This window comes from Rahnella perminowiae, assembly GCF_019049755.1.
In the GTDB taxonomy this organism is placed as follows: Bacteria; Pseudomonadota; Gammaproteobacteria; order Enterobacterales; family Enterobacteriaceae; genus Rahnella; species Rahnella perminowiae.
Genome location: NZ_JAFMOS010000501.1, coordinates 1 through 12,961 on the forward strand (window position 1 = coordinate 1; position 12,961 = coordinate 12,961).

Annotated in this window: 11 protein-coding genes; 7 read left to right on the plus strand and 4 right to left on the minus strand. The window is 51.1% G+C overall.

Going from position 1 to position 12,961, the window contains the following annotated elements; genetic code table 11:
• Positions 1-168 precede the first annotated feature (168 nt).
• Together sacB and J1785_RS27045 are read left to right on the plus strand one after the other, a co-directional pair.
• Positions 169-1,416, plus strand: coding sequence for a levansucrase (gene sacB / locus J1785_RS10255; protein WP_129955387.1), 1,248 nt, complete (start codon positions 169-171; stop codon positions 1,414-1,416).
• Between the two features lie 133 nt (positions 1,417-1,549).
• Positions 1,550-1,840: a phage holin, lambda family gene (locus J1785_RS27045; RefSeq protein ID WP_072033998.1), complete on the plus strand. Its 291-nt coding sequence runs from the start codon at positions 1,550-1,552 to the stop codon at positions 1,838-1,840.
• 65 nt (positions 1,841-1,905) lie between these two features.
• On the opposite strand, the gene J1785_RS10265 is transcribed toward J1785_RS27045, so the two are convergent.
• Genes J1785_RS10265 through J1785_RS10275 form a run of 3 tightly spaced genes read right to left on the minus strand, consistent with a single transcriptional unit; the run spans position 1,906 to position 4,867 of the window.
• Positions 1,906-3,198: an NAD(P)/FAD-dependent oxidoreductase gene (locus tag J1785_RS10265; protein WP_217219352.1), complete on the minus strand. Its 1,293-nt coding sequence runs from the start codon at positions 3,196-3,198 to the stop codon at positions 1,906-1,908.
• A gap of 53 nt (positions 3,199-3,251) precedes the next feature.
• Positions 3,252-3,674: a RidA family protein gene (locus tag J1785_RS10270; protein WP_014333849.1), complete on the minus strand. Its 423-nt coding sequence runs from the start codon at positions 3,672-3,674 to the stop codon at positions 3,252-3,254.
• A 53-nt stretch (positions 3,675-3,727) separates the two neighbouring features.
• Complete coding sequence (locus J1785_RS10275) at positions 3,728-4,867, minus strand: ornithine cyclodeaminase family protein (RefSeq protein ID WP_217219353.1); 1,140 nt, start codon at positions 4,865-4,867, stop codon at positions 3,728-3,730.
• 178 nt (positions 4,868-5,045) lie between these two features.
• Here J1785_RS10275 and J1785_RS10280 point away from each other — a divergent pair, with 178 nt between their 5' ends.
• From J1785_RS10280 to araC, 5 genes are all read left to right on the plus strand, one after another.
• A complete protein-coding gene (locus tag J1785_RS10280; protein ID WP_129992223.1) occupies positions 5,046-5,861 on the plus strand; it encodes a helix-turn-helix domain-containing protein in 816 nt (271 codons plus the stop codon).
• A gap of 139 nt (positions 5,862-6,000) precedes the next feature.
• On the plus strand, positions 6,001-7,401 hold the full coding sequence (locus J1785_RS10285; RefSeq protein ID WP_217219354.1) for an APC family permease: 1,401 nt from the start codon (positions 6,001-6,003) through the stop codon (positions 7,399-7,401).
• 359 nt (positions 7,402-7,760) lie between these two features.
• Entirely contained in the window at positions 7,761-8,984 is a 1,224-nt protein-coding gene (locus J1785_RS10290) for an oligosaccharide MFS transporter (protein WP_129955399.1), read from the plus strand.
• An 18-nt stretch (positions 8,985-9,002) separates the two neighbouring features.
• A complete protein-coding gene (locus J1785_RS10295) occupies positions 9,003-11,012 on the plus strand; it encodes a beta-galactosidase (protein WP_217219355.1) in 2,010 nt (669 codons plus the stop codon).
• Positions 11,013-11,039: 27 nt separating this feature from the next.
• Complete coding sequence (araC, locus tag J1785_RS10300) at positions 11,040-11,912, plus strand: arabinose operon transcriptional regulator AraC (protein WP_217219356.1); 873 nt, start codon at positions 11,040-11,042, stop codon at positions 11,910-11,912.
• A 128-nt stretch (positions 11,913-12,040) separates the two neighbouring features.
• Here the strand turns inward: araC and J1785_RS10305 are convergent, their stop codons facing one another.
• Positions 12,041-12,793 (minus strand): IclR family transcriptional regulator, encoded by a 753-nt coding sequence (locus J1785_RS10305; protein ID WP_129992220.1) that lies wholly within the window; start codon positions 12,791-12,793, stop codon positions 12,041-12,043.
• Positions 12,794-12,961 lie beyond the last annotated feature (168 nt).

Genomic DNA, 12,961 nt, shown 5'->3' on the forward strand with positions numbered 1-12,961 from the left:
ACTACACAACTTCCATTACCCAAACATATATATAAGGTATTTCATATAAATTATGTATACATAATGGCACAACATCAACTGAGTGCATGCCTTATTTAATCATGCAACTATTCTTACGACTTCAAACGTCAAACACTCTTAATACTTATTTAATTAAAGGATATTTACATGACAAATTTAAATTATACACCGACAATCTGGACACGTGCTGATGCTCTTAAGGTCAACGAAAATGACCCTACCACCACCCAACCGATTGTGAGCGCCGATTTTCCGGTCATGAGTGATGAAGTATTTATTTGGGATACTATGCCCCTGCGGTCATTAGACGGTACGGTGGTTTCTGTAGACGGATGGTCCGTTATTTTCACGCTTACCGCTCAGCGTAATAACAATAATTCGGAGTATCTCGATGCGGAAGGAAATTATGACATCACAAGTGACTGGAATAATCGCCACGGGCGCGCAAGAATTTGTTACTGGTACTCCCGGACGGGTAAAGATTGGATTTTTGGCGGGCGTGTGATGGCAGAAGGTGTCTCCCCTACAGCCCGCGAATGGGCAGGAACGCCCATTTTGCTTAATGAAGACGGTGATATTGATCTTTATTATACCTGTGTCACGCCGGGAGCGACCATTGCAAAAGTGAGAGGCAAAGTGCTGACCTCAGAAGAAGGTGTAACGCTGGCCGGTTTCAACGAGGTTAAATCATTATTTTCAGCTGACGGCGTGTACTACCAAACTGAAAGTCAAAATCCGTACTGGAACTTCAGGGATCCAAGCCCGTTTATCGATCCCCATGACGGGAAGCTCTACATGGTATTTGAAGGAAATGTGGCGGGTGAACGCGGTTCTCACATCGTTGGCAAAGAGGAAATGGGTATCCTGCCGCCGGGCCATCGTGATGTGGGTAATTCGAAATTCCAGGTGGGCTGTATTGGTATGGCCGTCGCCAAAGATCTGTCGGGAGACGAATGGGAAATTCTCCCACCTCTGGTCACGGCTGTCGGTGTGAATGATCAAACCGAACGCCCGCATTTTGTCTTCCAGGATGGAAAATATTACTTATTCACTATCAGTCATAAATTTACTTATGCAGATGGTCTGACAGGTCCTGACGGTGTTTACGGCTTCCTGAGTGATAACCTTACCGGCCCGTATTCTCCGATGAACGGCTCCGGTTTGGTGTTAGGCAATCCGCCTTCTCAGCCCTTCCAGACCTACTCACATTGCGTCATGCCCAATGGCCTGGTGACATCCTTTATTGATAACGTTCCGACAAGCGACGGTAATTATCGTATTGGTGGGACAGAAGCTCCTACCGTAAAAATTGTCCTTAAGGGAAACCGTTCCTTTGTAGAGCGCGTGTTTGATTACGGGTATATCCCGCCGATGAAAAACATTATTTTAAATTAATGAGGTAATCTGCCCTTCCGCATATTGTTTGCGGAGGGGCAGATTAAAGGAGTCATAGTATCTGAAAGATATATGCCTCATCAGACCTCAAAGGTAAAAAGGCTTTATTTTGAAACCCGACCATCCATTAATAATGTTGTTCTTAACGCTTTTTTTTCGCCAGGATTCTCCTGCCAGCGGTGTAATGATGTCAATGTTAATGGCACTGCTCAGGACAATATATTTGAAAGGCTCCCGACGGGAGATAATATGCGAAGCGTTACTTTGTGGAGCTCTCACTATAACTGCGATTTCAATAAGTTTATACTTTGGAGCCTCTGAAAATATGACGATGAGTATCGGCGGTATCATTGGTTTTATCGGCGTCAGAAAAATATGGGAATATTTAACCAGTTATATTCAGAAGAAATTATTAGGGAAGTAAACTGATGAGCGGCTTAACATCCCCTTTTCGGTCAAAGCACCAAGTGGCAATAAATCATTTCTGTCTCAGAAACGCTCAAATCGATACGGAGCGGGATCAATAATTGGCTGACAGCCGGAAACAAGATCGGCCGCCAGTTGTCCGGCTGCTGGCGAAGTACCAAAACCATGACCGGAGAAACCCGTTGCAACCGTCAGACCGGGTATTCGGTTTACAGGTCCGATAACCGGGTTGGAGTCTGGTGTAACATCAATCGTTCCAGCCCATGTATCGGCAATCTCCGCTTTGGCGAATGCGGGCCAGGCTGCCATTAAATTATCCATTGCTTCCTGATTAAGTGCCCGGTTGGCAGGGGGATCCATCATCCGCACCTTCTCAAACGGCGTGATACTTTTTGCCCCCCAATGACGTGCCAGCGTCAGGTCATGTAGAAAATTCTTACCCAGCGAAATGCGTAAATTGTCGCGCTGCGCACGCAGCTGGGGCAAATAGCGTAATCCGAGCAATAGATGATCCGGTACCAGTGAAGCGTCCAGCGCGCCGCGCTGGGTAATAATGAACCCGCCATCCTGATGTTTTCGGAAAGAAAAATCCGGTGCGCCAACTGCTATTTCTGTCGGGCCAGCCATCGGACGAGTGCGCAATACCGAGCAGATTAATGGTAAGGTCGGCAAGGATACGCCATGATTGCCCAAAAAACGCCTCGACCAGAGCCCGCCGGCGAGCAGCACCTGATCGCAACGAATTTCGCCTCGTTCCGTGACCACACCACTGACCTTCCCGGCAGAAAGTGTCAGGCTGCGCACTGCGCAATTTTCCACAATAAAGGCTCCTCTGGCGATCGCAGCTTTTGCTATCGCGCTGGCAGCCAGTGTCGGTTCGGCACGTCCGTCGGAAGGCGTATAGATCCCCCCTGCCCATTGCCCTCTGCCCCCGGGGACCATTGCAGCAATTTCGTGCCGACTAAGCAAACGTGAGTCAAGTGACAGCTGCGCAACCGATTTGAGCCAACCTTCATACAAAGCCATCTGCGCTTGCGTGCGGGCAACGAACATTATCCCCGCCTGGCGGTAACCCACATCACTTCCCAGCCGATGCGGCATCATCGCCCAGAGCCGATCCGATGCCAGCGCTAACGGAATATCTTCGGCAAGACGGCTGGTCTTACGTACCCATCCGAGATTACGGGATGATTGCTCTCCTGCAATAGCGCCTTTTTCCAATAAAACTACAGGGATTTTACGTTCAGCCAGCGCCAGTGCAGCAGTCAGGCCAACGATGCCCCCTCCGATCACCACCACAGTCGTTGCGGCAGGGAAAGTGGCGGAAGTCTGAACAGGAGTTATTGCCGGAGCCATAGCGACCTTCTTAAGTGGTTTAATATGCAAAAATTCAGTAAAAGAACCCGGCACTAAGACCCGACGGTGATTTCTTCCACTTCCGCTTTTCCAGCCCCGCGCCAGGCGGTAACTTCTAACTCAACTTTATAAACGGTCGATCCCAACGGCGGGCAGGTCACCGTGGTCGCCGGATTGATGCCACGAAACTTCGCACCAATAATCTCCATCACGCTAGCGACATCCTTCGGATCCTGAATATATACCCGGGAAAAAACCACATCGGAAAGCGTGGCATCGACCGCTGCCAGAGCCATCTCAATATTTGCAAAAACCTGGAGTGTTTGTTCAGTCACGTCGTCAGGAATTTCGTTGCTACGCGGATCCCGGCCGGCTGTATTGGAGACAAAAATCCAGTTATCGACAGCAACAATGCGGGAATAACTCCCCCGTTCTTCAAATTTTGAGCCGGTTTTTACTTTAGTAATTTGGGTCATTTTGTACCTGTAAGATCAGATTATTGGAGGTGAAGACATGACTTGTCCGGTACTCAGAAGAGTACAGGCGCATTCCACAGGTTGAGTTTGAGGCCGATCCCTTTTTCAAGCGCATTGCGATAGACAACAGTACCCCAGGCCACATCCTCAACCGGCATACCGCCGACTGACATGATGATGATTTCGTCATCGCTTTGGCGCCCCGGCGCATCTCCGGCAACAATCTTGCCGATGTCTTCCAACTGGTCAGCGGACAATTTCCCGGCCGCCAGCATGTCCATAAACCGCACGCCTATTACGGGGATGGTGTGATGGGCAGGTTTCGGGACCTCTTCATACCAGGCGTGATAAAGCCCGGTATTGTCGAGCACTTTACGCACATCGGGTTGCTCCATGCCTTCGTCAAGGTTACACAGCGCCGGCATGGCGAGAAAAGCACCAGGCTTGACCCATTCGCGTTTTACCAACGGATAAGTTGCCGGATCGCCGACTTCCCCGGAGCTGCAATAGGTGACGATATCCGAATCACGCACCACCTGTTCAAGGCTATCGACGACCTGGATGTTGGTGATCTGAGGAAAGGTATTTCTGGCCCAAACGATAAAGCTGTCGAGATTCTTCTGACCACGGCCTTTCACTTTGATGGTGTTTATCTGCGGGCAGACAGCCATAAACGCCGCCACAGTAGTTTTCCCCATAACGCCAGGCCCCAGCAACCCGATCACCTGTGCATCGTGACGTGCTAAATGGCGGGCGCCGACACCGGGTACAGCCCCCGTGCGGTAGGCTGACAACAAATTTGCCGACATATACGCCAGTGGTGCCCCAGTATCCGCATCGTTTAGCGTAAACATCAGAATGGATCGTGGTAACCCCTTCTGCCGGTTGGCGATATTAGAGCCATACCATTTCATACCCGCAGTGCAGAAATCGCCGCCGAGATAGGCGGGCATCGCCATAAAGCGACGATCAGCTGTCGGTTTAGGCATATTGGGAAACGGTGAGTCGTTCGGAAAAGTCACCATTGCCCCATGTGAATCGTTGTTCGCTCCGGCCATGCGATAATCTCCCTGGTATAGCAGAGCAAACATCTTTTCCATCGTGTCAACACAGGCAGTCATATCAGTTACACCAGCACGGATCATGTCCTGCTCGGAAAGATAGATAAAATCAATTTTAGCGGCGTCAGACATGCCAGTTACTCCATCAATGGGTGGGTTACATTTTTGTTAATCGTTTCGCGACACGATGAAAATTACGGGATGGGAAAACGGCTGTATTGAATATTTGCGACATTGTGAAAAAGAGATCGCCGGATATGGCATCCGAATTGCAGAGACAGGAAATGTTCTTTTTTATGGCGGGGGGCTTATGTCCTGTACAAACATTATCAATCCGGAACAGCCGTGGTTTGTGCTCAGTGCAGCGAGACAATATTCGCTGATGAACGCTGAGAATTCGGCCATTTCCCATTTTTACAGTTTCGAGGTATCTCCGTCTGCCCCTCTGACCCTCGCGGTACCGGATGGTTGCGTAGATATTGTCTTTGACTGCGATACCATTCATCCCATGGCGCGGGTATGCGGAACCACCCTTGAAGCGCGCAGCGCAAGGTTAATCCCAAACCACCGCTATTTCGGTGTGCGCTTTGCCCCTGGTGTCATTCCGGATTTTCTCGATGTGATGGCAGAAGATCTGACCGACCGCGAGTTTAATTTTCTGGACGTGGTTCCGGACGCACGTCAGGCCTGCGAGCAAATCCTGCGCACTGAGTTATTTGCACAGCAAATCACCTTGTTTAATAACTATTTTACGCCGCGACTGGCACGCAAAACGTCAACGGTGACTGCTTCAATTATTCGCACAATCCTGCAACAGAAAGGCAATTTCCGTGTCGGGCAACTGGAGGCATTAACTGGCTATACCTGTCGTACCATCCAGAGACAGTTTCGCCAGGATACCGGTATGTCTCCGAAGGCATTTGGCCGCATCATGCGCTGCCAGTCTGCCCTGAACAGCTTACATCAGGGTGCCAGCGTCTCGTTTTCCGAACTGGCACTGAATTTGGGTTTCAGTGATCAGTCACATTTCCTGCGCGAATTCAAAAAACTGATCAGTACCACCCCGCTTGATTTCCAGCGCCGTATGCTTCTTGCCGCCCATGCCGAGCGCATTAGTTACCATTAGGTTATTTTCAAGTTAACAGAAGGTGGCACTAAAAAAGTGCATATGTTGCACTATATGACTGTCCGATTTGTTCTATCCCACGCTGGCGCCGCTGGGAAATGATGCTGTCCTATATCCACTTACAAATAGGGCGCTGGCGATGAGTAACATTAATGGGTTAAGAAAAAACTCCCTGGGTTTATTTTCTCTGGTCTTCTTTGTCGTTGCCGCTGCCTCCCCCCTGACAGGGGTTATTGGTGGGTTGCCTGTGGCAATTTTTACGGGGAATGGCGGCGGTGTTCCGGCCGTTTATATTATGGCCTGCATTATTCTGATGCTCTTTTCTGTGGGCTACATAGCGATGAGCCGCTATGTAAATGACGCCGGAGCTTTCTATACCTATATATCAAAAGGCCTGGGAGAAAACTGGGGGGCCTCCGCGTCAGTACTGGCCTTGATTGCCTACCTCTCTATTCAGATAGCCATAATTTCCATGCTCGGCTTCTTTAGCCAGGAGTTCCTTACACAGCATCTTGCGCTACATATTCCCTGGTGGGCACTCAGTATGCTGTTTACCATTATTGCCTGGATTTTCGGTATTAAACGGGTAGAAGTCGGGGGGAAACTGTTGGGAGTGCTGATGATCGCGGAAGTGGCAATTGTGCTGTTGACGGACGTCAGTTTGCTGATAAAAAAGCCGGGGCCACTGAATTTCAGTTCATTTGATCCGGCCGTGTTTAGTCACGGCAATCTCGGTATTGCGTTTATTTTTTGTATCGCTTCATTTATCGGCTTTGAGTCAACGGCGATTTATGCCGAAGAGTGTCGTGATCCGCATAAAACCGTGCCGCGCGCCACCCTCTGCGCACTGCTGATGATTACCGTTTTCTTTGGCTTTACCAGTTGGTCGCTGGTGCAAGCCTATAATTTTGATCAGATTGTGGAGATTGCCCGTAAAGACCCTGGAAACTTCATTTTTGATATTACCCGCGAATATGTCGGTCAGTGGGCCGTTGAAACCATGTCCGTGCTGCTGATCACCAGTCTGTTTGCTGCTGCACTGGCATTTCATAACAACATTTCGCGTTATATCTTCAGCATCAGCCGTGATGGCCTGATCTGGAAAGAACTGTGCCAAACTCACCCGGCCAACGGAACGCCGCACAAGGCCAGCCATGCCCATAGTGTGATTCTACTATTGCTGCTGATGGGAATGGGCGGCACCAATATGGATCCGTTAGTCCAGATTTTCGCCTTCGGCTCCGCGATTGCGACCTTGTCGATCCTGATACTTCAGGTAGGGGTCTCTGCTGCCGTTATCCGGTTTTTCCGGCGTGTTGGCAAACACAACCACAGCGCGTGGCAAGTGCTGTGGGCACCAATGGGCGCACTCATTACCATGTCGGTTACCATTATCATGGCGATCAACAATCTGCAGCTACTCACTGGTGGCGGTGATGCAAAGCTGGTGGAATTTATTCCCTGGTTTCTTGTTGTTTGTGCCGGTGCTGGTTACCTGTTATCGGCGAGGCGTAAGATGCATGCAGTGAAGTCAAAATGATTTATCTCTTCATTGCACCCTGCTTGTAAAATATCAGGCATATTCGCGGTCAGCGTTATTGTTCGTTTCTCTTTTATAACGCTGCCCTCGTTTTTACTTCTACCCGTAGCGCTTCCCGTTACGTCAGCGACGTCTATTTCCCGGGAAAATAAACAGGCTCACCCCCCTGACCTCCCTTCCGCCGAATACTGTGACCTGGATCTCTCGTCCCCCCCATAATGTGAAGCCGCTCACGCGCGTCTCGCTGTAGCAGGTTATTACTGGTCGGTAGCGAAACGTTTATGACTCCCCGTCGCGCAAAACGGTAACGTTGCTCGCGTCTCTACATCAAGATTCGTGTGTGAGGAAACGAGGGTATCATGAAAAAAAATTATTCAATTAGCTGCCTGTTCTTCCTGTTCTTCTTCATCGGTTGGGGCTGCTGTTATCCCTATCTGTCACTTTGGCTGACGGAAACCATCGGCATCAGCTATACCGATGTCGGTCTGGTTTACTCATTTACCGCTATCATCGCGGTTTGTGTGCAACCACTTTTTGGCTTTATCTCCGACAAACTGGTCTACCGCAAACACCTGATGTGGATGCTGGCCATCATTATTACACTGTTTGCTCCCTACTGGATTTATGTCTTCGCCCCACTGCTGAAGTACAACGTGATTCTCGGCGCACTGGCTGGAGGGGTTTATATAGGCATGGCCTATGGCGCTGGCTGTGGCATCTGCGAAGCCTATATTGATAAGGTCAGCCGCGCCTCCGGATTTGAATTTGGTCGGGCGCGTATGTTCGGCGGGATTGGTGCTGCTATAGGTACGTTTGCCGCCGGCAAGCTCTACGGCGTCGATCAGAACATGATTTTCTGGCTGGCCAGCGCTGCCGGGGTCTGCCTGCTGTTTGTCGTCTGGAAAACCCGGGTCGACACCACCCATGCAGGAGCACAACCGCAGAGCAAAGGCTCTCCCGTGACTTTTGATGACGCCACCGCTCTGCTAAAGATGAAGAAATTCTGGTTCTTCGCTGCCTACATGATTGGCGTCGGTGCGGTCTATGAAACTTACGACCAGCAGTTCGCTATCTATTACAGCCACTTCTTTGAAAGCAAGGCGCGCGGTGCGGAAGTCTTTGGTTACCTGACGACCGGGCAAATCGTCCTTGATGCGGTAGTGATGTTTTTCGCGCCCTGGTTCGTCAATAAAATCGGCCCTAAAAACGCCCTGCTGTACTGTGGCATAATTATGAGTCTGCGCATTATCGGTTCTGCCTGGGCGATCGGCCCGGTCTCCATCAGCCTGATTAAACTGCTGCACGGCTTTGAAAGTTCAGTGCTGCTGGTTGCTGCGCTGAAATATATCGCCGCTAACTTTAACCCTATGCTTTCCGCCACCGTCTATCTGATTGGCTTTCAGTTCGCCAAAAGCTTCAGCTCGATTTTCCTCTCTACCGGCATTGGCCATATGTACCAGAGCCTGGGTTTCACCAGCAGCTACGTGGTGCTTGGCAGCATAGCCCTGTGCTTCACTCTGCTCTCCTTTATCACGCTGGATAAAGCGCGATTTTTCGCCCCGCAGTCCGCAGCCGCACACTAACTTCATGAGGTAAACTCTATGTCTGATTTATATTACGGTGTCGCTTATTACGACGAATATATGCCGGAGGACCGACTGGCGAAAGATATCGCACTGATGCGCGAAACGAACATCAATGTCGTACGTATTGCAGAATCCACCTGGAGCACGCTGGAGCCGCAGGAAGGTGAATATAATTTTTACCACATCGATCGTGTGCTTAACGCAATGCACGAAGCGGGTATCGCGGTGATCATCGGCACTCCCACCTATGCGGTACCGGCCTGGCTGGTCGCTAAATACCCTGATATTCTCGTTACCACCGCCGGGGGGCAGCAGAAGTACGGCCCACGGCAGATTATGGATATCGTTAACCCTAATTTTCGCCGCTATGCGGAAAAGATTATCCGCACCCTGCTGGCGCACGTGCACCACCACCCGGCGATTGTTGGCTGGCAACTGGATAACGAAACAAAGCACTACGACAACGTCGGACATTATATGCAGACGGGATTTGTACGCAGTCTGCGCGAAAAATACACCAGCCTCGACACGCTAAATCACGACTTCGGCCTCGATTACTGGAGTAACCGCATCGATAACTGGGATGATTTCCCGCCCGTTGAGAACACCATTAATGCCAGCCTCGCCTGCGCCTTCTCATGCTATCAGCGCCAGCAGGTGACGGAATATCTGGCCTGGCAGGCGGAGATCGTGCGGGAGTACTCGCTCCCTCATCAGTTCGTGACCCATAATTTTGACTTTGAGTGGCGCGGCTATTCGTTTGGCGTGCAGCCGCGGGTTGACCATTTTGCCGCCGCGAAGGCGCTGGATATCGCCGGGGTTGATATCTATCACCCCAGCCAGAAGCACCTGACCGGGCGGGAAATCGCCTTTGGCGGTACTATCACCCGCGCACTCAAGGGGGGAAATAACTATTTCGTTCTTGAAACGCAGGCGCAGGGGTTCGCCCAGTGGACGCCGTTCCCCGGCCAGTTGCGGCTGCAGGCCTTCAGCCACGTGGCCGCCGGCGCGGCGATGGTTTCCTACTGGCACTGGCATTCCATTCACAACGCTTTTGAAACCTACTGGAAGGGTTTGCTGAGCCACGACTTTTCGCGCAACGCCACCTGGCAAGAAGCGACGACTATCGGCGCCGATTTCGCCCGCCTCTCCCCTAAGCTTGCCGGGCTGCGCGCGGAGAATGATGTCGCACTGTTGATCAGCAACGAAGCGATGGATGCGCTTAACCAGTTTCGTCCCGGTAATGCTCAGGGCAACGTCTACAACGATATTTTCCGTCGCTTCCACGACGCGCTCTATGATCATAATATCGCGCTGGATATCATTAATGACGTAACTGATGAAACCTCGCGCTATAAAACGCTTATTGTTCCTGGTCTCTACGCCGCTGATGACGGTCTGCTGGCGCGCATAAACCACTATATTGAGCAAGGAGGGCGAGCGCTGATTGGCTTTAAGTCTGGTTTTAGCGACGAGAACGTGAAGGTGCGCAGCAGTGCCCAGCCGGGCATCCTGTGTCAGGCCTGCGGCGTAACCTATAGCCAGTTCACGCTACCTGAGGACGTAACTGTTGCTGCCTGTACGCCAGCGATCGACTGCCGTGCACATAATAATGTCGAACTGTGGATGGAACTGCTGACCCCTGCGCCGGGCACCCGCACGCTGCTGCGCTACCAGCATCCGGCCTGGGGAGAATACGCGGCGGCCACTGAGGCTGATTACGGTAAAGGACGGGCGCTATATGTTGGCTTCCTGCCACACAAATCGCTGATTCAGCAGCTTTTTGACACGCTGACCGATGGGCTGAGCTTACGTTCACGCACCTCCATCCATCGTTATCCGCTGGTCGCCAGAACGATGCGTAACCGCGACGGCAAGTATATCCACTTCCTGTTTAACTACAGCGCTGATAATCAGGAAGCGATCGCGGAAACGGCAGGCACTGAACTGCTGAGCGGTAAAACAGTGGCCTGCGGTGAGCCATTGCGTCTCAAAGGCTGGGACTTTAGTATCATCGAAAGTTAACGGCACATGACAACCGGCGGAGAAGATATGGAACTGGATATCAATGAGCTTTTGAACTTCTCGCCATTGATAAAAACCTTCACCTTTAACGCCTGGGTAGTTGCCGGTTTTACCCCCATCAGCCGTGGATCGAAGCTCGACTACTATATTAACCGCCCTCAGGGGATGAAGGGCTACATCATCAACCTGACCCTGCGCGGCCAGGCGCGGGCCAAAGCAGGGGACGGGGCACTGCTGTTTCGCGAAAATGAACTGCTGTTGTTCCCGCCCGGCGTATCCCACCACTACGGGCGTGATGAGCATAGTGAGTTCTGGGATCATCTGTGGATTTACTTTATCCCGCGGCCCTATTGGGTCGACTGGCTGAAGTGGGATCACACCACTCATGGCATTGGCAAAACGACGGTCAACGACCCGCAGCAACAACTGGTGCTGCGCGATCTGTTTTACGAAGTAATCCGCCACTATAACGGCTCAGTACCTTTCTCCGAAGCGCTGGCGATGAATGCACTGGAGCGGCTAATTATAAACTGCTTTCAGTTGCAGCCGATCAGTAACCGTCATGCCCATGACCCACGTATCAATGCAGTCTGCGATTACCTGAACGAACATATCGCCCAGGAGATGAGAATTGAAAGGCTGGCCGCGATGGTTTTTCTGTCGCCCTCGCGGCTGGCGCACCTGTTTAAAAACAATCTGGGGCAGACTATTTACGCCTGGCGCGAGATGCAGCGCATTAATCGGGCAAAATGGCTGATGCAGACCACGGCATTGCCGCTGAGCAAGGTGGCAGCGTCGGTGGGCTATAGCGATCCGGTCTATTTTACACGGGTGTTTCGCAAACATAATGGTATTCCCCCAGGGGAATACCGAAAACGCTATGCTGCAATGAAGGGCTAACGTGCCAAATCTGACGCCAACGGAGCAGGATTTTAGGGTAGGGTCATGGCTGATAATGACTGTTTCATAAAAAACGTATCATGACACGGAACTGAAAGTTATCACCTGACTAAGAAAATGTGTCGGACTCAGGTGAAATCAGACAATTTTTGCCCGAAAACGATCAACTCTCTCAGTAACATCTGACGGCGCTCCTCAGGCGTATCGCGACTCACCATAAAGCAGATAGCGGCTATCGCCTGCCCGCTACGCGAACGAATCGGTGCTGCCATACAGCAGGTAAAACTCTCTGACAAACCTTCAGTCAGGCAATATCCCAGTTGTCCGGCACGATGGATATCTTCGAGGAACGCCTGCTTGTCGAGGACCTGCCCGTTTGCCAGGCGATAATCTTCTTCAGGGATGAGATCGAGAATGGCAGTGTCTGACCAATTACTGAGCAGCAGACGGCCGGTGGCCGTCCAGGTAATCGGTACCCGCACTCCGATATCAGAAGTGATTTTGAAGGGGTGGGCACTACTTTCTGACAGAACTACGGTGTACTTATCCCCTTCCAACATACATAGCTGCACCGTCTCACCAAGACGGGCCACTATCTCAACCATTAACTGATGTGCACGGCGGATGAGATCGTTATGCGCCATGTAATCTGCACCGTAGTAGTGCATTTCACGACCAAAGAACACCGCGCCGTCGGCATCCAGTTCAATCAGCCCAGCCTCACTCAGCAGACTGACAAGTTCATATACACTGGAACGCGGCGCACCGGTGGCGTCGATCAAATCTCGGATCGCCATGGGCTGACGAGCGATATGCAACTGGCGAAAAATGTCGATAACCCGGTCAACGCCGCGCGCACGCGATAGTTTCTCGTCCGGCATAAGCAAATTCTCCTGATGCAGTCAGGCGATCACGCCAGACAGTAAAAAAGAAAAGCATCATACACCGAGAGTCGTCGTTAACCCATCCCCGTTAATTAAAATTTTATTGGCTGAGTGTATATTTCCTTGTTCTATTTTGGGGCCTCATTTTTGCGCATAACGTGCAGA